Below are 20,847 nucleotides of genomic sequence, written 5' to 3' on the forward strand. Positions count from 1 at the left end.
GCCTCCTTATTTCAACTCAATCACGCGGTCCGGGAACGCTTTGCGCACCAGGTCCAAATTCAGCTTGTCGTTCAGGTTAAAATCCTTTTCAATAATGCCTGTTTCCACCATATATTTTTTCTGGCCGGCCAGCCCGTCGTAAGCCTGCTGGGTGAAGCCGATCTTCCACGGATTTTTCGGCAGATCCTTAAGCGTGGCCTCTTTCGGCTGCTTCACTTCGTCATACATAATGTTGGCCGTTTCGTCCGGGTGCGCCTGGACGTAGTCGGATGTTTCGTCAAGCGCCTTCAGCAGTTCGACCAATTCGTCCGGGTGGTCCTGGATCAGTTTGGTGCCGGCGATCAGACCTGTACCAAGCCGGACAGGCGTCTGGGACATATCCGACAGCTCATGCGCTTCGGACAGCGCGGCGAACTTGTCGTTCAGCACCGAGCCGTACACCCAGGCCGCGTCGATCTCGCCCTTTTTCAGCGCCACATACGTTTCGTCAAATCCTCCCTGCCCGACCAGCGTGACGTCTTTCAAGGCAATGCCGTTCTGCTGCAAATAAACGTCCCACAAATAAGGAATGAACGTTCCACGCGAGTAGCTCAGTTTCTTGCCCTTCAGGTCGGCGGGGCCGGCAATCTCTTTACGGGCGAACATCTTCCATTCGCTTGCGCTCAGATCCGTTGCCGTTCCGGAGGAAGCGAAGATCGCATAGTCGCCTTTGCTGACGGCATTCAGGAGCGGGAAGTCTGCCCCAAAGGCAATATCCACCTGCTTGATAAACAGGGCGTTGACCCCTTCGGCCGGCGTGGCGAAGTTGACCAGCTCCGCATCAATGCCATGTTTTTCGAAAAATCCTTTTTTCGCGGCGACCCGGAAAATCGGGTTGGTGGAAATATCGGCGATTTTCACCTTAAGCTGGTGCCCGCTGTCTTTTCCCGAGGCGGTTCCGCATGCGGTGAGCAGCACAGATACCAGCAGGACGGCTGCGGTCATTACGCTGATGCGTCGAAACACATGCCTACTCATCTTGATCCCGTTCCTTCCTGACGACTTCGTCCGTGGTCGCTACGCAGAAGGCTCCATCGCCATAGGATACGGTACCCTCAACTTCGACTGCGGTCACGGCTCCACGCGGCGCCGCGCCCGGCAGCCGGTAATCGGCTACATCAAGCGGAGCGATTTCCGTCTCCACCGGCTTCTCCAGCTGCGGGATCCATTCATAAGGTATGCGGTAAGCGCGGTAAACCATATTTGCGTTTCTGGAGTTTTTATAAGGAGAGATGTATTCCCACACCAGTTCATGCTCCCGCGTGACTTCGAAAATTCTTCCGTCCGCTCCTTCGGTAATCAGCGTATTGCCGTTAGGCAGCCGCTGCGCCGAGCTGATATAAGGGCTGTAAAAGCGGTAAGAGTCCAATGGTGCCTGGAATCCGGCTTCGGTCGGCGTGTACTGCCATTCGATCTCCAGCGTTATCGGATGAATCTCCAGAATCCGGGAATGGTCACGGCGCGCCACCTTGACGCCATCCGGCGATTCGGGGTTCGGGCTGCCATATCCGCCCCAGCCTCCGTTATCGAATACCAGAATATTGCCCTCTCCCGGCAGTCCCTTCGGAATCAGATGGGCATGGTGCTGGCCGATAATCCAGCCGATATGTTTGGTGTCTTCGTCGGAATAGTCCGGACCGAGCTTCCATACGATGTTCCCGGTCCGTTTATCGATGATCGCGATAATGTTGGATTCCCGCGCGTCCCATATCAGATTGTCCGGATGAAAGCGCTCGTCTCCTGCATCATAGTGCTTATTCGGACCGAGTACCGAGACGGAGTTGATATGCATCCAGTCTCCGGAATGGGTGCCGAACGCCCGGGTATTCGGATCCCGGTACAGCGCCTCCTTCGCCGCTTCGTCAAATCCAAGCTCTTCAAAGTGATCGCTGACGGCCCATTCCCAGACGACATTGCCCTCCCAATCCACTTCGATGATCGTGTCGTCCAGCAGCTCGACGTCCGAAATTTCCGGACGGTTGACGTTTTTATGTGCGAGAATGATTGTATTGCCTGAACCGACTTTCGGATCGGCTCCAGGCACATAATATCCGACCGGATTGCCTTCCCGCTGGTAATCATGATGCTGGCGTGCCATCCACTGCGCGGGATGACCCGGATCCTCGATCCATTCGTACCGGTCGAATTTCCAGACGACATTGCCGTCCCAATCGACCTGTACCAGATTGGCTTCGTCCTGAAAACCATATTTGGGATCCCGCTCGGCAGTGCTGCCCAGCACATAGCCTCCAGGGAATATTTTGTTCGGGAAACCGCGCAGCCCCTTCCACAAATGCACCTCTCTGCCGTTCATGTCGATCAGCAGTGCCCCGGTGTCAGCTGCCTGGTAGATGGTGTAACCGCTCCATGCCTTTCCTGGTTGGTAAACGGTCGTTCCTGTCGGATAAATGGTTGGATGTCCCATATGATCTGTCTCCCTTCCCTGCTCACAATGAAATTAATATGAAATAAATCGGTTCGGTCTCTGCGCTGCCTTCCGGTGGCCGGGAGGCGGCTCCTCGGCGTTCTCCGGCGGATGCGTCTGCTTCAGCACGGCGTCGGCAAAGCCTTCCAGATGCCCATAGAGTCTTTTGAAATTCACGATTTGTTCCTCTAGTTCCTTGGCCGTAAAGCCTCCAAAGATGCGTTCGATCATGTATGTACCTGCGCCCCGGTTGCGTGCAAGCATGTCCCTGCCCTTATCCGTAATGTCCAGGACAACGGATCTGCGGTCGGTCTCCAGGCGCTTCCGCTGCGCGAAGCCGAGCGATTCCAGCTTGTCGCAAACCGCGGTCACCGCACCTGTGGTGAAATCCAGCCGTTCGGCCAGATCCCCGAGTTTCTGCTCGCCTTCATGCAGAATCGCGTTCAGCACGAGCATCCCGGGCAGGGACACGCCTTCAATCGATACTTTGTCACGTTCCTTGACGAATCTCCGAACCAGCCTGCGAAAATGCCAATCGGCTTCCTCCATCAGTAGCCACTGCTTCTCTTCCATATCTCTCCTTTCACCGTTCATCAACCACCACCATTGCTCTCCCCATGGAGTAGCAGCCATCCGTATCAACGTACATGCTGATATACAAAAAGGCCCCCGAATGCCATCGCCGCAAGAAGCGGTATGGATTACAGGAGCCTTTGGTGGACCAATCGGCTGATATTTAGTTTAATGTTAAAATAATGACCACTCATTAAATGAATGTTAATCGATTTCCTTGACGTAAGATTAAACCAATTATTCTCACCTGTCAAGTAGGAATTAAAAATCAATTTTTGTTTTTGTTTTTATCAATAAACAAAACAACCCTGCTCCAAGAGCAGGGTTGTTCTGTCATAGAGACAGGTATGCCACATGCTATTTCGTATTTCCATACATCGTAATAAATTGTCCGATCCGGGCGGCCGCTTCACGCAGACGCACTTCCTCCTGAACAAGGGCGATCCGCACATAACCTTCTCCTTCCGAACCAAATCCGTCCCCGGGGATCACGGCCACCCCTGTTTCCAGCAGCAGTTCCCGGGCGAACTGCCGGGAGCTCCAGGGCTCAGCGCTTTCCAGGAAAGCTGCCGGCAGCTTCGCCCAGGCAAACATCGTCGCCTTCGGCTTGGGTACGGCCCAGCCCTCCCGCGCGAGCGCATCGATCAGCGCGTCCCGGCGGCGTTCGTACAATGCGGCCACCCCGGCAGTGGACTGAGAGGGGTCCATCGCCTGCTCCAGCGCAGCGATCGCCGCCGTCTGGATCGGTCCGAAGACGCCGTAATCGATGTTGTTCTTCAGCTCCAGCAGCGAAGCGAGGACATGGCGGTTCCCGGCCAGAAATCCGATCCGGCAGCCCGCCATATTAAAGCTCTTGGAGAACGAATGGAACTCGACGGCCGTTTCGATTGCACCTGGGGTTTCCAGAATGCTTGGCGGCCGGTAACCGTCAAAGCCCATTTCCGAATAGGCCAGGTCATGGACGATCAACACGTTCCATTTTCGAGCCAAGGCGACAAGCCGTTCAAAGTACGGCCGGTCCGCCGTTGCCGCAATCGGATTACCTGGGAAGTTCAATAGGATAAATACCGCCTGCTCCCAAATTTCGTCCGGGATGCTCTCCAATTCGGGCAGGAAATCATGCTCCTCCCGAAGCGGCAATTCATATGCCTTCACGCCTGCAATGGCCAGCGAACCGGCATAAATCGGATATCCCGGATTCGGGACGATCGCGAGGTCGCCGGGATTGCAGATCGCCTGGGCCAAATGCGCCAGCCCGTCCTGCGAACCCATGAGGGACAGCACTTCGGCCTTCGGATCCAGGCGCACATTGAAGCGATGCTCCATCCATGCGGCACATTTCTCCCGGAACGCATCGCTGCCCGCCGAGCCGGGATATGTATAGTTTTTTTCGTCCAGCACAGCTTCGCTTAGGGCGCGGCGCACCGCATCCGTGGGTCCGAGATCCGGGCTGCCGATGCTTAGGTCGATCAGGTCACGACCGGCCATTTCGGCTTCTTTCTTCCAAGCGGCCACCTCCGCAAAAATAGAGGAACCTAAACGCGACAGCTTATCGGCGCGCCAAGGTCTGGATGTATGATTCGTCAATTCCGTTCACCTGCTTTTTCCTTTCATTATAGCATGGTTTTTAAACGAGGCTCCTCTACCGTCTGGCACCGTTCGACAATTTTTTTTATTGACTTGAAAAGCCTTTCATCCTGTAAGATCAAAGAAAAAAACAGACATCCAGGAGAAGAGAGAACCATGACAACTAAAAAAGAAACCATTCTGATCTTTGCCTTCACTTTTGCCGCGTTCGTGCTGGGGACGACCGAATACGTTATCGTCGGTCTACTGAAGGATATCAGCGTCAGTTTGGGCGTATCCCTGGCGGCCGCCGGCATCCTCGTATCCAGCTTCGCCATCGCTTATGCGGTCGGCACACCGTTTGCCGTCAGCCTCTTGGGACGCATCCCCCGGCATGTGACCATAATGTCGGGCTATGCTGCCCTACTGGTGCTGAACGCCCTGACGATTTTCGCCGGCAATTTCGCCCTGATGTTTGTGATCCGGGTCATCACAGCTATTTTGTGCGGGTTGACCTTGTCCCTGTCCATTGCCGCGGCCAGCGAACACATCCAGGCTTCCCGCCGAGCAGGCGCCGTCGCATGGATCATCGGCGGCTTTTCGATCGCCAACGTCCTGGGCGTGCCGGTCGGCACCTATATCGGCCAGCTGCTCGGATGGCGGGCTGCATTCATCGTCACCTCCGCAGTGGGCATCATTCCGCTGTTCATCATCGCTTCGGTTCTGCCGAAAAGCGATACCGTCAGCGTCAGCTCCATGAAACAGCAGTTCGCCTTGTTCGCAAACCGCCGCATCCGGATGGCTTTCTTGATTCCGGTGCTCGGCGTGGGCTCGGTCTTTATCGTCTATACCTATATCACACCGATTCTTGAGAACGTGCTCGGCATTCCGAAGCAGTGGACAAGCGCGGTGCTGCTCGGTTATGGCGGCCTGACCATCCTGAGCAATTGGATCGGAGCCAAGGTAGCCGAAGGGGATTCGAGGTCCAAGCTCAAAATTGTATTTATCGTTCAGAGCCTGATGATGCTGGCCCTTGCCCTGACCCTGAGCTTCACCTGGGCAGCCGTTCTCTGCCTGATGCTCATCGCCTTGTTCTCCTACGCCCTGAGCGCCGCCGTTCAGCTGTACCTGATCGATCTCGCCGACGCATCGGCCGGCGGGTCCAAGGACTTCGCTTCGACCCTGATGCCGGTGGCCTCCAACCTTGGCATCGCCTGTGGCTCCCTTCTCGGCAGCCTGGTCGTCGACAGCATCGGTTTGGCTTATTTACCGTGGGCGGCACTGGCTTTTTCGATCGGTGCTTTTGCCGTAACGGCGCGCTGCCATCAGTTGGATCAAGAGCATTTGCGTATCGGGGCTGCCGCCCGGATTCATACGATGTAGCCGGTCGATGTAGCCAATCGACGTACATTCAAAGGAGACAGACCGTTTTTAGAGGAAGTTTTTCTAGCGATATGAGGATGTTTAACCTCGGAAGTTCATACTTTCCTATCTCTTAAAAACGCCGCAGCCGGTCGTCCGGCTACGGCGTTTTTTGCGTGTCCAGATCCAGCTTCTCCTCGGTTCCGGTTCCGGCCAGCGGAGAATAGACGCAGCAGTGCAGGTCTTCATTGCCATTAATATGGGCAAACGTGTTGATTTCAAAGGATAACGGCCCCAGGTCCGGATGGTTGAGCACGAAGGGCTGCACCTGCTTCTCCCGTACATCGTGTGAATCCCAGAGCGCCGCAAATTCCGGGCTGTCTTCGGACAGCTTCTGGGCAAACGCCTCGTACCACGGGTCCCCCTTTGATTGACCATGGTAGGCACGGAGAATAGCAGCACTGTATGCAGCAAACTCTTCCCAGTTCAGGACGCGTTCCCGTAAATACGGATTCATGAAAATGGACCAGACCATGTTGCGGCCCATGACCGGATCTTCCAGAAAGTCATACAACAGCCGGGGAGCCTGGCGGTTCCAAGCCATAATTTCGGTCCGGCGGTTGACCAAGATGGCGGGATAGCGCAGCTGATCAATGATTTTCTGCAGTCCCGGCTCCAATGGCGGAACTGCAGCCGGCGCGGACCAGTCCGGAAGATCGCCGAATCCCGCCAGCCGCATGACATGCAGCTTCTCGTCAGGAGACAGGAGCAGCGCCCTGGCGATGTTCTCCATGACCTCCCTGGAAGCAGCCACGTCTCTCCCCTGCTCCAGCCATGTGTACCAGGTGGTGCTGACATTAGCGATTTCTGCCACCTCTTCACGGCGAAGTCCGGGGGTTCTTCTTCTGCCATATCCCCCGCTAATCCCGACGTCCGCCGGCTGAAGCTTTTCCCTGCGCGATTTCAAAAATTCCCCGAGCAGATTCCGGGTTTGCATCATTGAAGCAGCACCTCCAAGTTGTACAACGTTCCATGAACTCTACTATTCAGATGATATCATCCACCCCGCCGTAAAAGAAAGCCTCCGCTCCGCATTCAAGCGGGCAAGAGGCTCATATATACGGTTGCAGATGCAGACTTTCAGGCAGGCAAGGGGCTATTCATAGGCTGTAGTCTGACAATACCTGTGGCATAGAACGCCAGAGCAAAGACCTGCCGCGCTTAGCCCATCTGCAGCACCAGTTTGCCCGTCGTTTGGCCGCTTTCGAGCAGACGATGCGCCTCAGAGGCGTCCTCCATCGGGTAAATGCCGTGCACCTCCGAGCGGACCTCTCTGCTGGCGAGCAGCTGCAGCGCTTCCCTGGCCGCCTGCCCCACGCCAACCGGATCATACATGGCATACGCCCCCAGGTTAAAACCGGCGATGCTCTGGTTGCCGAGCCAAATCTCGTTGCTCTGATGCGCCAGCTCGCCGCCGCTGGCGTTGCCCAGAGCGACGATTTGTCCCAGCGGTCTCAGGAGCTCGAGGCTGCGTGCCCGCGTCTCGCCCCCAACCGGGTCAAATACGGCGTCGACTCCCTGTACTCCCGCGATCCGCTTCACTTCGCTCACAAAATCGGAGCGCAGCAGAAGTTCGTCGTATCCGAGCGAAGCGGCCAGTTTGATTTTATCCTGCGAACCTACCGTCCCCAGCACCTTCCCAGCGCCAAACCGCTTGGCGATTTGCCCCAGAAAGCTGCCGAGCCCGCCTGCGGCGGCGTGAACAAGCACCGTGTCCCCCTGCCTCATCCGGTTCACCTGCTTGACCGCGAAGTAGGCGGTTGTCAAGTTGACGATGGAGGCTGCCGCCTCGGCCATATCGAGATCTCCCTCGAGCGAATCGAGCGGAACCGTAAGCTGCGGCGTCACTCTGGCCTGGGTAGCGTATCCGCCAAGCTCAAGCAGCTTCATGGAAGCGACCGGCTGGCCGACCCGGAACACCTCAACTCCGTCCCCGATTGAGCGGACGAATCCGGACACCTCAAGTCCCGGAATCACCGGGAACGGAAACAGGTCCGTGAATCCGCCTTTACGGATCAAAATATCTACGAGCCCTACGCCTGCATACGCCACGTCCACGATCATTTCCCCGTATCTTGGCGCAAGATCCGGCATTTCCTTGACCTTAAGCACTTCTGTTCCTCCTGCTCTATCAATAACGATGGATTTCATTATGAAGAACCTCCCTGGTAGATGGTTTATGCCGTTATCTTACCAAGGAGGGTCTGGGGCAGACAGGTTCAGATTATACGGGTATAAAAAATAACAGGCTACACGCGCGGTTGGATGCGGCTTTTAATGTTCTCGGACAACCGGCTTACGATTTGATGAATCTCCTGGTCCTCACGAATAACCGAGGCGATTTTTTCATGGGCGTGAATGACGGTCGTATGGTCCCTGCCGCCAAAAGCTTCCCCGATTTTGGGCAGCGAGTAATCGGTCAGCTCCCTGGACAGATACATGGCGATTTGCCGGGGAAAAGCTACGGCCCTTGTCCGTTTCCGTGCTTTAAAATCCTCGATGCGCAGACCATAATAATCTCCCACCCGCTCCTGGATGTCCTGGATCGAGATCATTTGGGGACGCGACTGCGAGATCATATTTTTTAATGCTTCGGCCGTCATATGCACGGTGATGTCCTGATTCACAAGCGAGGAATAAGCGATGACGCGGATGAGAGCCCCTTCGAGCTCACGGACGTTCGTATGAATATGGCTGGCGATGTATACCATCGCTTCATTCGGAATGTCAAGATGCTCCGCTTTCGCTTTCTTGCGCAGAATAGCGATCCGGGTCTCCAGATCCGGAGGCTGAATATCCGTGATGAGTCCCCATTCAAAGCGGGAACGCAGCCGTTCCTCCAGGGTGGGGATTTCCTTGGGCGGACGGTCGCTGGAAATGATGATCGCCTTCCCCATTTCTTTCAGGGCGTTGAAGGTATGGAAAAACTCTTCCTGTGTCTGCTCCTTGCCGGCGATAAACTGGATGTCGTCGATCAGAAGCACGTCGATGTTGCGGTACTTGTTACGGAAAGCTTCGCCGCGGTTGTTCATGATAGCATTGATAAACTGGTTGGTGAACTTTTCGGAGGATAAATAGAGCACCTTCGCCTGCGGATTGTGCTCCAGCACATAGTGGCCGATCGCCTGCATCAAGTGGGTTTTCCCCAGACCGACGCCGCCGTACAAAAACAGCGGGTTATACGCCTTGCCCGGCGCCTCCGCTACAGCCAGTGCAGCTGCATGGGCAAAACGGTTGCCGAGCCCGACGACGAACGTATCGAAGGTGTATTTGGGGTTCAGCATGGCGGCAAAAGCCGGATCGTTCAGGATATGATCCTCTATGAGGGCAGCCGGTTCGGGTGATGCGGATCTTCTCTCGGTCTCCAGCTCATCCTGGGTAATGATATGAAGCTCCGGCTGAGCATCCATGTATTCGCGAACCGCTGACAAAATGAGCTTGGTATACCGATTCTCCAGCCATTCCTGCGTAAACGTGTTGGGCGTGCTGATCGTCAGGACGTTATCCTGCAGACTGACGGCCTTCGTCGATTTCAGCCACGTATCATAGCTGGGCTTGCTGATCTTCATTTGAATCATGGACAGGACCTGGTGCCACAATTCTTCGACTTGCCTTTCCACGGGCGCTCAACTCCTTATACTTCGGTAAAACGAAATGATCATCCCGGCGGTCTTACGCAAAAAAGCATCCGTTCTTCCCTGCAAATGCTGTTCCTGGAACCATCGCAGTAAAGGGATGCCTTAGATCATCATGCTTATGTACAAGCTGCTATTTTCTATTCTAGCATATCCGGGAGCCTCCAAGAAATATGGACAGCCCCCGAAAATGGAATCTGTCAGGACCAATGCCGGTTATGCACTCTGAAACTATGCAAGAGCACTCTAGGGATACCTGACTCTATCTGCGGCTCATCGCAATCGGATAATGTTTGACGCCGAAGACAAAGGAGCTTTGGATCGGCTGGAGTTCAGCGTCCGCCGCTCTGCGCAGATCCTTGAACCTGTCGAGGAGCGCCTGAAACGCAATTTTCCCTTCCAGCCTGGCCAGTGGAGCCCCAAGACAGAAGTGGATACCGAAGCCGAACGTCATATGCGGATTCGGTTTGCGGTCCAGACGGAAGCCGTCCGGGTCGTCGAACCGGGACTCGTCGCGGTTGGCGGCCCCAACCCAGGAAATGACCTGCGCTCCCTGCTCAATCGTATGCTCTCCGATTTGTACCGTCTCCGCTGCTTTGCGTCCAATCGCGATGATCGGCGGGTAATAGCGCAGTACTTCTTCTATAAAGGAAGGGATGAGGTCCGGCGCTTGATACAGCTGCTCCTGCAGCTCCGGTTTTTCGGTCAGCACGCGAACGCCATTGGTGATCAGGTTCGTCGTGGTCTCGTTTCCGGCAGCCAGCAGCAGCACGCAGAAGCTGATGATATCCCTTTCCGACAGCTTCTCTCCTTCGATTTCAGCGTTCAGCAGCGCAGTTACGAGATCTTCCTGCGGCTCTGCAGCCCGCTGCGCCATAATTCCTTTAAAATACTCGGACAGCTCTCCCATCGCTTTCATCCGCTTGTCGGTAATCCGCTGGAATGCTTCGTCGGTGAGATCGTCGGCACTTTCCACGAGAATATCGGACCAGTGCTTGAACTTGTTCCGGTCTTCCTTCGGAGCACCCAGCAGTTCAGCAATGACGATGACCGGCAGCGGAGTCGCGAATTCGCCGGAAATGTCCATGGCCCCATCCGTTACCGAATCGAGCAGCTGCTCGGCGATGGACTGGATACGGGGGGTTAGTTCTTGAATCGCCTTGGGCGTAAACGCTTTGCTGACCAGGTCGCGCATTTGCTTATGCTTGGGCGGATCCATAAACAGAATGGAGCCGCCTGCGCCTGCTCCACGCTGAGAGGAGAATGTTTTCGGATCCTTCAAAATGCGCTGCACATCCTCATAGCGGAAGACGTCCCAGCAGTTTCGGCTGCTGTCGTAGCGCACTGGCGTTTCTTGTCTAAGCTGGCGGAAGATATCAAAGGGATATAACATTCGGTCCGGGGTCGAAACCTCGGCCATGTTCAGCATGTTGGCGTATTTTTCCTGGATCATCGAGTTCAAATCCTTTCCTCAAGTTTCGTGCAATCGTGTGCAGATTCTGCTGCATATCCTTCTGCAGGTTCTTCTGAAGGCCGTCGTTCACGATGTTCGGCAGCTTGCGAACAACGGTCTAAAAAAATGATAGCACGATTCAAATGGGAGTCTCGACTTACCCAGGATGTATTTTTGGGAGGTACTAAAGCATTACATGCACCTCTATTCGTACGGATGATCCGGATGCAGACACGGCCAAAAGGGCCAAATAGTTTGTGTTACCCAAAAAAACAGAGTCCGGAAGAATCAATTTCCCCGCGAAGCCCGATTTGCCGGCATCCAGGGGACCGATGTCATCGATCCCCTACGTCTTGTTCAGACGCGTTGCCGAAAACGCCTGACGGTACTCCGTCGGTGTAACGCCGGAGAGACGCTTGAACCATTTAATAAACTGCTTGTCGTCTTCGATGCCGACCCTGTCCGCAATTTCCTTGATATGCAGCTTGCTCGACACAAGCAGCTCCCTTGCCGCTTCCAGCCGGATCCGGTGAATATAATCCCTGAGCCCCGTACCGAATTTCTGCTTGAACATCCGGGACAAATAGTTGCGGTTATACCCCATGTGCATCGCGACCCGGTCAACGGACATATGCCTCTCGAGGGCATGCAGCCGGGTCCATTCCAGCAGCTCCGACAGCCGGGGGTCCATCGCTTCAGATGCGCCCGCATCCTGCAGCTGCTCCGCCAATTCAATCAGCAGCGACGTCAGAAAATAGTCTCCCGCCTGCTTCAGCCGGTATCCCCCGCTCGCCGCGTGCAGAAGCTGCCTGGCCAAAATGTGAACGCGGCTCGGTTCCGGGCAGTGTGCATAATGAGGTATGGCCCCGTCCGGCTCACCGTCCGTCTCCGGAGGAAGCAAAAAATGAAACCAGTAAAACGAAACGCCGGGGGAAGACAGTCTGTATCCGCGATGCTTCTCTCCCGGCCGCAGCAGCAGCATGTCTCCTGCCTTCACTTCATACAGCTGGCCGCCGGCTTCGAGAAAGACCACCCCCGCAACACCGATAATCAGCTCATAATCGGAAATGGTCCGTTCCATATGGGACCAGTCCTCATCGCTGACAAATTGTCCACCCATTTGGAGCTTGTAAGGTTGTTGTAGATAAATAGGCAGCATGACAATCCTCCTGCTCGTCTGTAAAAATCAATTTAGTGGGCTAATGACACTTTTTATGCACGTTCCACTACCGACAATCCTTGGCTTGATTCGATATGATAAAGCTGCAGATGATGATGTTAGGAGTGAACGAAAACTTGTCTACCAAAAATGCGCCAACCCATCCACAGCCGCTTGATTTGAAATCCGTCCGCATCACCGACTCCTATTGGTCCAATCATGTGGATCTTATCAAGCATACCGTGATTCCCTATCAGTGGGAAGCCCTGAATGACCGTGTTCCCGATGCTGAACCCAGCCATGCGATCCGCAACTTCCGGATTGCCGCAGGACTCGAGGAAGGAAGCTTTGCCGGATTCGTGTTTCAGGACACCGACCTGTATAAATGGCTGGAAGCGGTCGGGTATTCGCTCGCCCAATCCCCAGACTCCGATCTGGAAAAAGTCGCCGATGAAGCGATCGAACTGATCGGAGCCGCACAGCAGGAAGATGGTTACCTGAACACATACTTTACGATTGACAAGCTCGATCAGCGCTGGACCAATCTGATGGACTGCCACGAAATGTATACGGCCGGCCACCTGATCGAAGCAGCGGTCGCCTATTTTTACGGAACAGGCAAAACCAAGCTTCTCGACATTGCGCGCAAGATTGCCGACCATATCGATGACCGTTTTGGGCCGGAAGAAGGCAAAATCCGGGGTTACGACGGTCACCAGGAAATTGAGCTTGCCCTGGTCAAGCTGTACCATGCTACAGGCGAAGTTAGATACCTGAATCTAGCCGGCTTTTTGATCGATGAACGCGGGAAGGAGCCGAATTTCTTTGCGGAGGAATTTAAACGGCGGGGCCGGATTTCGCACTGGGCACCCGGTGTCGTTCAGAAGGGTCCTGTAAATCTTGCCTACCACCAGGCGCATAAGCCGGTGAGGGAACACGAGGTCGCGACAGGCCATGCGGTAAGAGCCGTCTATATGTATACGGCCATGGCCGACCTGGCTCTCCTTAAGGGAGACAACGCTTTGCTGGAAGCCTGCCGCCGCTTGTGGGACAACATTGTGCAAAAGCAAATGTATGTCACAGGCAGTATCGGATCCACGCATCACGGTGAGGCTTTTACGTTTGATTACGATCTGCCGAACGACACAAACTACAGTGAGACCTGCGCATCGATTGGCCTGATCTTTTTTGCCCAGCGGCTGCTTCAGAATGAAGTGAAGGGCGAATACGCCGATGTGATGGAGCGTGCGCTGTATAACACCGTAACCGCGGGGATTGCCGGCGACGGCAAGCATTATTTTTACGTGAACCCGATGGAAGTGTGGCCGGCGGCCAGCGAAGGCAATCCCGGCAAGCGTCACATCAAGCCGGTCCGGCAAAAATGGTACGGCTGCGCCTGCTGCCCGCCCAACGTATCACGCCTCCTGTCCTCGCTCGGTCATTACATTTATTCGGCGAGCGACGAGGCACTCTTTGTGCATCTGTATATTGGCAGCCAAATCAGCCACGAGGCGGCCGGCCGCAGCGTTCAGCTGGACATGGAGAGCCGTTTGCCTTGGGAAGGCAAGGTTCGCCTGAACGTGCAGGAAGCGGATGGCGCGGGTGACTTCACGATCGCACTTCGTCTTCCCGGCTGGTCTGCCGCAAGCGCGATCCGTGTGAATGGCCAGCCTGCCCAGTACGAGCTGCGTGACGGCTATGCCTATATTCGCCGGGACTGGCAGGCCGGTGACGTAGTTGAGCTTGAGCTTGATATGCAGCCACGGCGGATCTACGCCCACCCGAACCTGCGCGCCAGCAGCGGAAAGGTTGCGCTGCAGCGCGGCCCACTCGTCTACTGCCTGGAGGAGACCGACAACGGAGCCCCGCTCGCTTCTCTAAGTCTGCCGGCAGATGCAGAGCTGCAGGTCGTCATGGACGAATGGCGCGGAGGTGTCGCCGTAATCGAGGCGGATGGCCTTCGAACCGGCACGCCGGCGGAAGCGCCGAACGATCTCTACAGCACGTCGCGGCCGCAGCTGGAACAGCAGCGCCTCCGGGCCGTCCCGTATACGCTATGGGGCAACCGGGAGCCTGGCGAAATGACGGTTTGGATTCGCGAAAGCTGATGTTCATCAACAAGCCACAAGAAGGCATTGCAGCACAAAAAACGCTCCAGATACGAATCTGGGGCGTTTTTTTCTTTTATATATTGTGTCCTGAATGTGTGAAAAACATAGTTAAGCCAAACTTGCGGCAAGTTTGTCGAGAGACTGGTTCATGCCCGTAACCGCGTTGTCGGCCATTGGACCCGGGCTCCAGTTGGACTCCCTGATGATCAGCTCGGTTTGATCGCCCTTCGAGATGAAATCAATGACGAAATCGACCACAGCCGGGAAGTCCTCCGGCATGCCGACATCGGAAGGCTTAACTGCGTTTCCTTCCGCATCGGCCAGAACCTGTGTGAATTCAAGACGCTGCTGCGGAACGATTCGTTTGTACACTCCTGCAGAGTAATAATCCTGCCCGCCGAAGGATTCCGGTGCGCGCATGCAGAACAGGTAGCTTCCCCCTTCGCGAAGATCGATCTTGCACGAAGGCGAGCTGAAATGGGCAGGCCCCCACCATTTCATGACCAGGCTCGGATCCGTCCAGGCATCCCAGACCAAATCGACCGGATAATCAAACACACGGGTAATGACGAGCTCCTGCTTGCTGGCATGATGATTCATTTTTTCATTCTCCTTTATTTTCATGATTTGCCTGATTGGCTTTTCGTTTGGCCATCTCTTCAGCGAGCACGCGGTCCATGGCATTGAGCCTTCCATCCCACTGCTGCCGGATGGCTTGTGCCCAATGCTCGAGTTCTTTGACCGGATCGATGTTCAACGAGTAGATGCGCTGCTGCGCCCTTTTCTCAACCCGGACGAGCTGCGTTTCCCGAAGGATTTTCAGATGCTGCGAAATGGCCTGCGGGCTTACATCAAAACGTTCGTAGATCTGTGTGGCGGATAGTTCGGGATTCCCGGCCAGCAATTCGAGGATGCCGCGTCGTGTTGGATCTGCCAGTGCGGAAAACGTATCATTTGCCATAAGATGAAGCTGTCTCCCCTCCCTCTTCTCGAATCCGCCATTCGGCGGTCTGGCTCTGTGTTGAGCGAAGCTTAGTTTATTCATGTAGTTATCTGGGCTGTTAAGTTGGTGAACCCAAGGATCATCAGGTAAAAGTTGGTTCAGCTCTCTCTGTTGTTATAATAAACCATTTTCTTAATAAAGTAAATACTTAAATAAATAAAATTGTTCTTCGCTAATCCCAGTCTTGTTTCCTTGAAAACGGGTCATTTGATAAGAGAAAAAGCCTGGATATCCAGGCTTTCAATCTGCGTACCTTGTAGTTATTTTCTCAGAAAAGGAGCATTTTACAGTTCGCGTTGGCCACGGAAATACTCGATAATAAATGAGCGAAACAGGTCGGCCGAAGGAGGAAGCTTCCGGTCCTCGACCCAGGCCAGTCCAATTTCCCTCCGGCAGTAAGGCTCCGTCACGCGCAGCCGCTTGACCTTTCCATGTTCAATACCCGAAAAAGCCGGGATGATCGTAACTCCAAGTCCTGCGGAGACAAGCCCAGCGGCCGTCATAATATCATCGCCCTCAAACCGGATGTACGGCTCAAAACCGGCTTCACCGCAAAACCGTTCCATCAGCGTCCGGACTCCATAACCCGGCTTAAAGGATATAAACGGTTCGCCCGCTACCTCTTCCAGCCGGATGGATTCACGCTTTGCAAGCCGGTGATCCGCAGGTACGTAGACGTACATTTCTTCCTCAACGAGCTTGTGCCAAACGACACCAGGCTCTTCGCCGAACGGACCGATAATGCACAGGTCCACCTCGCTTCGCAGCAATTGCGGCAGAATAACCGTCGTCGGGTTTTGATACAGCGCGAATTCAACGTCCGGATATTTGCGGTTGAAGCTTGCGATGACATCCGGCAGCATGTGAACGCCAAATGACATCAAAAATGCAATCGAGACCTTGCCAGCAAACGGATCGTGGAACTGCCGGATCTCTTCGATCCCATCTTCAATCTCCTGCATAGCCCGCTCTACCCTAGCCAAAAACAGCTTTCCTGTTTCATTCAGCTGAACGGATCGGCCATGCCGGTCAAACAGCTGTACCCCAAGCTCTTTTTCCAGCTTCGTCATCGACCGGCTCAGCGCCGGCTGGGAAATAGCCAGCTGCTCCGCCGATTTAATGAAATGCTCCAGCCTGGCCACGACGCGGAAATACTCCAGCTGCTGCCATTCCATGGTTGCCTGCCCTCTTTCCAAGCCCTCATAACCCAGAGGCATGAATTTGATAATTTTAATTCATTATACAACATAAGCGAACCAGGCGTATACTTAGGGACGTCACCGAAAGAGGAGTTTACAGAACAACTTAACAAAGAGAGGCGTTTGCCATGCAGTACATTCAAATCGGTACCCGTGCCTATTTCCGGGTACTGGTCAGCATGCTGTTGGGCAGTCTGGTCACCTTTGCGATCCTGTACAGCCCGCAGCCCTTAATCGGCACGTTTGCGAAGGAATTCCACGTATCTCCTTCCAGTGCCAGCTTCATCATTTCTTTCTCAACGATTACATTAGCGGTCACCATGGTGTTTGTCTCCCTCCTGTCCAATGCCTGGGGGCGCAGAGGCGTCATGAGCGTGTCGCTGTTCGTTACATCGGTGCTGGCTATGGCGTCTTCGTTCAGCACTAACTTTCATCTGCTGCTGGCCGCCAGGCTGCTCGAAGGCGTCAGCCTTGCAGGCTTTCCGGCCATCGCCATGACTTATCTCAACGAGGAGATCGAACCGCGCAGCATCGGACAGGTCATGGGATTCTATGTGGCAGGCACTGCGGTAGGCGGTTTTGCAGGAAGGGTTATCATCAGTCTGATCACCGATTTTTTCAATTGGCATATTGCGATGTTTGTCCTAGGCTTGGTCAGCCTTCTATGCAGTGTGATGTTTTGGCTCTACCTGCCCAAATCAAACCACTTCAAACCGGTCAGCATTTCGCTGCACCACTGGGCCGACGGCTTCCGGAACGGATTTGCAAACACCCGGCTCCTGTGCCTGTACCTGATCGGTTTTCTGCTGCTCGGCGCGTACGTTACGCTGTTTAACTATATCGACTTTCCGTTGTCCCAGCCGCCTTATGAGCTGAGTCAAACGTTGATCGGATGCCTATTCGTCTTCCAGTTGATCGGCTCCTGGTCCTCCGTCTGGTTCGGTAAGCTGGCTGACCGTTATTCACGTGCCGGCTTGATTGCCAGCGGCCTGGGCATGCTTCTTGTCGGTGCCCTACTCATGCTGGCGGGCAACGTGGTCTTTATGATCGCAGGCATGATTCTGTTCGCATGCGGCTTCTTCGCGGGACACACCGTTGCCAGCGGCTGGGTGGGCAAAGCGGCACCGATGCGCTATAAAGCTTACGCTTCATCCCTTTACCTGCTCTTCTACTACACGGGGTCCAGCCTGGTGGGCTGGTCCGGCGGATTCTTCCTTTCCGGTTTCGGCTGGAACGGGGTGATCGGGATGATCATCGCATTAATAGTGATCACCGCGCTGCTGCTTTTGTACGTGACTCGATCTTCCCGGCAGGAGCGGCACGGCAGCGAAGCCAAACCAACTGCCCTGTAATCAAACCAACTGGTTTGTAATCAATCCCAACCGATTGTAATGAAAACGGCATGCCTCCCTTTTAGACCATGGGAGAGCATGCCGTTATTTTTATGATAGGGCGGCGATCTTGCTTACGGATTCCAGTTCATCCCCTGAACCGGCAACCCAATCCGCTTCAAAACATTAGATCCAACATAGAGCCGGTCGCCGATCATCATGCTGTCAGCAGCCGTGACCGTCTCGGTTCCTCCCGGACCTTTTAGGGTAAAAGAACTGCTGTTTACCTTCACCTTCTGCTGTATCACTTCCAGGCCCGCCTGCTCCATCAGTTCCCGTACCGGAATCATCGTGCGTCCGTTTTGAATAAAGGCAAAACTGAGATATACCACCTTGCCGCCAATCGTGGCTCTTGCAGTGATCTGATCACGAATTTGAATGGGTGTCACAGGCAAGTTTTGTGGTTGTAAATCGGCAGGGGGCTTGGTCGATGCGTTAGGCCGAGGCGCAGCGTCTTCCTTTTCCGACAAAAGACGGTTAAATTCCTGCCAATCATCTTCCGTTGCCGGACGTATTTTTCCATCGGCCAACGTAATCACTGCGATAGGGCGGCCCGGCTTGTTATAGTTGACGAGCAGACGCCCGCTAGGTGGATCATAATAGTCGAGGCTTGCATAGACCAAGTGCTTCATGAGCCCCGAAACAGGATCATAAATCAATAACTCATTCATTTTAGCCGTGTTACTGTACTGTTGAACGAGAACCTTACCATTCGGCACCGGGTAATATAGCGGCCGATGCCAGGTACGTCCAACCTCGCGGACCACGCCATCCTCTGTTCGTTGGAGCAGAATGTACTCGGATGAATACCAATAGCCATTGGTATCCTGCCGAGTGTAGTAATTTTTCATGAAATGTAGCCCGTAACGATTGTCGTCACTGCCCATCCAATAAACCCCTGTGGTTGCTACTTCGTTGGATGGATTGTATAACGTAGAGAAGAGTTCACTGAGTCCCTCGCCAAACCCGTATCTCCATAATTTGATCGCACCCAGTTCATAATCCCAATTGACAGATACCCCCTCTTCAAGTGAATGCCATTGACCATCTGCATCCTGATATATCGTTCGTTCGTATGAACGCTCCTCATCAAAAGTATGCGCATTGTAATAAGAACGTCCTGTCGACTTATCAAAAAATATAGGATCGAACTCCCATGTGAACGTTTCTTTCGACTGCATCTTGGTTGGCTGATCTGCGCTCGCCGGCAGTTTCTCGATTGTCTGATATTTATCCTGAGCCGCAGGTGCCTCCTCCGCCTGTACGCTGGGGCTTGGCACCATCGCCGTACCCGCCGCAGCCAGCAGCGCTGCAAACAACAACGAGGCCTTCCGCTTGTGCTTCTTGTTCATCGTTGATTTTCTCCTCTCACTATGTAATTCCTAGTATTCGGTTGAGTAACCATTAGATGGATCTATGATCAATCCCTTTTTCAAAGATGAGCTAATCTCCAAATCCGCCCTCATCTAATTAGGGATTCCAATTCACCCCCTGCACCGGCAAGCCAATCCGCTTCAAGATATCAGAGCCAATAAAGAGCTGGCCGCCGATCAACATAGAGTCAGTCGGTGTTAAACTTACGCTCCCTCCAGGTCCTTTCAAGGTAAAAGATGTGCCCCCCGCTTTTCCAGACACCTTCGTTTGCTTAACCTCCAGGCCTGTCTGCTCCGCCATTTCACGAACAGGGAACAGAGTCCGGCCGTTTTGGACAAAAGCAAAGGATAAATTCACCGCACGACCGCCAATCGCAGCTCGGACCAAGATTTGATCTTGAGATTGGACCGATGTCACCGGCAAATCCGGTGGCTGCAAATCAGCTGGAGGCGCAGTGGCAGGGTCCGGCCACGGAAGGTGGCGGCCTTCGGCCAAGCTAATGCTCCTAAACGCTTTCCAATCCTGTTCCGTCGCCGGGCGCTGCTTACCGTCGGCTAGCGTATACACGATGCTTGGATTCCCCGCTTTATTGAGGGTGATGAGAAGCCGCCCCTCTTTTGCGTCATAGTATTCTGGTCGGCCATATGTCAGGTGCTTCTTCTTCCCCGTTTCGGTGTTGATGATCAGTATTTCATTCGGTTTATGTGGAACGCTGTACTGGACCGCAAGCGTATTTCCGTCCGGCATCGCCTTAAAACGCAGACGGTTAGGCACGCGCTCGATCTCGCGGATCACTCCGGAACGGGTTCGAAGGAGCAGGCTGAAATCGGAAGCAGTATACTCCTTTCCCTGCGCGTCCTGCCGCTTGTAATAGTTTTTTACGTAACGAAATCCATGCTGGAGGTCCGAGCCGCCTGCAAAATATACCCCTCTCGTCGCAGTCTCCTTGGATGGGTCGTATACGGTCGAGTAGAGCCCTTCCATAGGATCGCCGGATTTCGTCCTGTCCACGACCGGTGTTTCCAATGTGTAGTCCCGATGTATCGTTACACCTTCTGCTAACGCATGCCACTCCCCCTCCTGATCATGATAGATGGTGCGACTGAACATTTGGTCGGCGGTGGCGGAGTAGTAGGAATAACCGGTTGCCTGATCGTAAAACGAAGGGCTAAATTTCCATTTGATTGCCGCCTTCTGGGCAGGTACCTGCGCCGCCTGTCCAGTTGCGGATGGGTTCTGAATGCTCAGAACCTTAGCCGGAACTGCTAAATCCCCTGCCGCCACAAACGGGCTGGGTGTCACCGCGGCTCCCAAAATCGTCAGCATTACGGCAGACCGTACCACGGTCCCCAACCGGTGTTTTTTATCCATAACGATTTCATCTCCCTGCCCCTGGTATCAAATAAGTATCCTCTTTGTCCGGTTTTCGATCCGGATCGAACTACATGTTAAACGCTTATTCGTTTGGGAAAGTTGCCGATTTTTGCAAACACTGGT

Annotated in this window: 17 protein-coding genes; 3 read left to right on the plus strand and 14 right to left on the minus strand. The window is 54.2% G+C overall.

The annotated features are described in order from the left end of the window. Positions 1 to 6: 6 nt before the first annotated feature. From C7820_RS09945 to C7820_RS09960, 4 genes are all read right to left on the minus strand, one after another. Entirely contained in the window at positions 7 to 1,017 is a 1,011-nt protein-coding gene (locus tag C7820_RS09945; RefSeq protein WP_116230815.1) for an ABC transporter substrate-binding protein, read from the minus strand. Next, positions 1,010 to 2,464 (minus strand): aryl-sulfate sulfotransferase, encoded by a 1,455-nt coding sequence (locus C7820_RS09950; RefSeq protein WP_116230816.1) that lies wholly within the window; start codon positions 2,462 to 2,464, stop codon positions 1,010 to 1,012. The genes C7820_RS09945 and C7820_RS09950 overlap by 8 nt, the downstream gene beginning before the upstream one ends. Before the next feature lie 33 nt (positions 2,465 to 2,497). Beyond that, positions 2,498 to 3,037, minus strand: a complete 540-nt coding sequence (locus C7820_RS09955) for a MarR family winged helix-turn-helix transcriptional regulator (RefSeq protein ID WP_116230817.1) — start codon at positions 3,035 to 3,037, stop codon at positions 2,498 to 2,500. A 357-nt stretch (positions 3,038 to 3,394) separates the two neighbouring features. Continuing rightward, positions 3,395 to 4,624: an aminotransferase class I/II-fold pyridoxal phosphate-dependent enzyme gene (locus C7820_RS09960; protein WP_116230818.1), complete on the minus strand. Its 1,230-nt coding sequence runs from the start codon at positions 4,622 to 4,624 to the stop codon at positions 3,395 to 3,397. A gap of 156 nt (positions 4,625 to 4,780) precedes the next feature. Between C7820_RS09960 and C7820_RS09965 the strand changes: the two genes are divergently transcribed. Next, positions 4,781 to 5,986: an MFS transporter gene (locus tag C7820_RS09965; RefSeq protein ID WP_116230819.1), complete on the plus strand. Its 1,206-nt coding sequence runs from the start codon at positions 4,781 to 4,783 to the stop codon at positions 5,984 to 5,986. 139 nt (positions 5,987 to 6,125) lie between these two features. Here C7820_RS09965 and C7820_RS09970 read toward each other — a convergent pair whose 3' ends face one another. The 5 genes from C7820_RS09970 to C7820_RS09990 all read right to left on the minus strand — a co-directional run bounded on the left by C7820_RS09970 (position 6,126) and on the right by C7820_RS09990 (position 12,272). After that, positions 6,126 to 6,965, minus strand: coding sequence for a helix-turn-helix transcriptional regulator (locus C7820_RS09970; RefSeq protein ID WP_116230820.1), 840 nt, complete (start codon positions 6,963 to 6,965; stop codon positions 6,126 to 6,128). A 221-nt stretch (positions 6,966 to 7,186) separates the two neighbouring features. After that, positions 7,187 to 8,176: a quinone oxidoreductase family protein gene (locus C7820_RS09975; protein WP_116230821.1), complete on the minus strand. Its 990-nt coding sequence runs from the start codon at positions 8,174 to 8,176 to the stop codon at positions 7,187 to 7,189. 98 nt (positions 8,177 to 8,274) lie between these two features. Beyond that, the gene (gene dnaA / locus C7820_RS09980) at positions 8,275 to 9,603 is read right to left on the minus strand and encodes a chromosomal replication initiator protein DnaA (protein WP_397334156.1); all 1,329 of its coding nucleotides are present in this window, start codon (positions 9,601 to 9,603) and stop codon (positions 8,275 to 8,277) included. Between the two features lie 319 nt (positions 9,604 to 9,922). Then, the gene (locus C7820_RS09985; RefSeq protein WP_116230823.1) at positions 9,923 to 11,113 is read right to left on the minus strand and encodes a cytochrome P450; all 1,191 of its coding nucleotides are present in this window, start codon (positions 11,111 to 11,113) and stop codon (positions 9,923 to 9,925) included. A 346-nt stretch (positions 11,114 to 11,459) separates the two neighbouring features. Then, a complete protein-coding gene (locus tag C7820_RS09990; RefSeq protein WP_116230824.1) occupies positions 11,460 to 12,272 on the minus strand; it encodes a helix-turn-helix domain-containing protein in 813 nt (270 codons plus the stop codon). A gap of 116 nt (positions 12,273 to 12,388) precedes the next feature. Here C7820_RS09990 and C7820_RS09995 point away from each other — a divergent pair, with 116 nt between their 5' ends. Then, the gene (locus C7820_RS09995) at positions 12,389 to 14,380 is read left to right on the plus strand and encodes a glycoside hydrolase family 127 protein (protein WP_116231705.1); all 1,992 of its coding nucleotides are present in this window, start codon (positions 12,389 to 12,391) and stop codon (positions 14,378 to 14,380) included. 111 nt (positions 14,381 to 14,491) lie between these two features. On the opposite strand, the gene C7820_RS10000 is transcribed toward C7820_RS09995, so the two are convergent. The 3 genes from C7820_RS10000 to C7820_RS10010 form a co-directional block, all read right to left on the minus strand. Continuing rightward, positions 14,492 to 14,983, minus strand: a complete 492-nt coding sequence (locus C7820_RS10000) for an SRPBCC family protein (protein WP_145157123.1) — start codon at positions 14,981 to 14,983, stop codon at positions 14,492 to 14,494. A gap of 4 nt (positions 14,984 to 14,987) precedes the next feature. Next, entirely contained in the window at positions 14,988 to 15,344 is a 357-nt protein-coding gene (locus C7820_RS10005) for an ArsR/SmtB family transcription factor (protein WP_076166780.1), read from the minus strand. Between the two features lie 326 nt (positions 15,345 to 15,670). After that, entirely contained in the window at positions 15,671 to 16,561 is an 891-nt protein-coding gene (locus tag C7820_RS10010; protein WP_258875190.1) for a LysR family transcriptional regulator, read from the minus strand. A 152-nt stretch (positions 16,562 to 16,713) separates the two neighbouring features. Between C7820_RS10010 and C7820_RS10015 the strand changes: the two genes are divergently transcribed. Then, a complete protein-coding gene (locus C7820_RS10015; RefSeq protein WP_116230828.1) occupies positions 16,714 to 17,937 on the plus strand; it encodes an MFS transporter in 1,224 nt (407 codons plus the stop codon). A 113-nt stretch (positions 17,938 to 18,050) separates the two neighbouring features. On the opposite strand, the gene C7820_RS10020 is transcribed toward C7820_RS10015, so the two are convergent. Next, on the minus strand, positions 18,051 to 19,328 hold the full coding sequence (locus tag C7820_RS10020) for a hypothetical protein (protein WP_116230829.1): 1,278 nt from the start codon (positions 19,326 to 19,328) through the stop codon (positions 18,051 to 18,053). Between the two features lie 118 nt (positions 19,329 to 19,446). Further along, positions 19,447 to 20,721, minus strand: coding sequence for a hypothetical protein (locus C7820_RS10025; protein ID WP_116230830.1), 1,275 nt, complete (start codon positions 20,719 to 20,721; stop codon positions 19,447 to 19,449). Positions 20,722 to 20,847: the final 126 nt, after the last annotated feature.

The sequence above is a fragment of the Paenibacillus sp. VMFN-D1 genome (assembly GCF_003386155.1).
GTDB lineage: Bacteria > Bacillota > Bacilli > Paenibacillales > Paenibacillaceae > Paenibacillus_AQ > Paenibacillus_AQ favisporus.

Bases quoted from the DNA above. Each gene is read 5' to 3' on its own strand.
- C7820_RS10000 (WP_145157123.1), bottom strand. From the start codon at position 14,983: ATGAATCATCATGCCAGCAAGCAGGAGCTCGTCATTACCCGTGTGTTT.
- C7820_RS09965 (WP_116230819.1), top strand. From the start codon at position 4,781: ATGACAACTAAAAAAGAAACCATTCTGATCTTTGCCTTCACTTTTGCC.
- C7820_RS10025 (WP_116230830.1), bottom strand. From the start codon at position 20,721: ATGGATAAAAAACACCGGTTGGGGACCGTGGTACGGTCTGCCGTAATG.
- C7820_RS09975 (WP_116230821.1), bottom strand. From the start codon at position 8,176: ATGAAATCCATCGTTATTGATAGAGCAGGAGGAACAGAAGTGCTTAAG.
- C7820_RS09950 (WP_116230816.1), bottom strand. From the start codon at position 2,464: ATGGGACATCCAACCATTTATCCGACAGGAACGACCGTTTACCAACCA.
- C7820_RS09970 (WP_116230820.1), bottom strand. From the start codon at position 6,965: ATGATGCAAACCCGGAATCTGCTCGGGGAATTTTTGAAATCGCGCAGG.
- C7820_RS10010 (WP_258875190.1), bottom strand. From the start codon at position 16,561: ATGGAATGGCAGCAGCTGGAGTATTTCCGCGTCGTGGCCAGGCTGGAG.
- C7820_RS09955 (WP_116230817.1), bottom strand. From the start codon at position 3,037: ATGGAAGAGAAGCAGTGGCTACTGATGGAGGAAGCCGATTGGCATTTT.
- C7820_RS10015 (WP_116230828.1), top strand. From the start codon at position 16,714: ATGCAGTACATTCAAATCGGTACCCGTGCCTATTTCCGGGTACTGGTC.
- C7820_RS10005 (WP_076166780.1), bottom strand. From the start codon at position 15,344: ATGGCAAATGATACGTTTTCCGCACTGGCAGATCCAACACGACGCGGC.
- C7820_RS09985 (WP_116230823.1), bottom strand. From the start codon at position 11,113: ATGATCCAGGAAAAATACGCCAACATGCTGAACATGGCCGAGGTTTCG.
- dnaA (WP_397334156.1), bottom strand. From the start codon at position 9,603: ATGATTCAAATGAAGATCAGCAAGCCCAGCTATGATACGTGGCTGAAA.
- C7820_RS09995 (WP_116231705.1), top strand. From the start codon at position 12,389: ATGTTAGGAGTGAACGAAAACTTGTCTACCAAAAATGCGCCAACCCAT.
- C7820_RS10020 (WP_116230829.1), bottom strand. From the start codon at position 19,328: ATGAACAAGAAGCACAAGCGGAAGGCCTCGTTGTTGTTTGCAGCGCTG.
- C7820_RS09945 (WP_116230815.1), bottom strand. From the start codon at position 1,017: ATGAGTAGGCATGTGTTTCGACGCATCAGCGTAATGACCGCAGCCGTC.
- C7820_RS09990 (WP_116230824.1), bottom strand. From the start codon at position 12,272: ATGCTGCCTATTTATCTACAACAACCTTACAAGCTCCAAATGGGTGGA.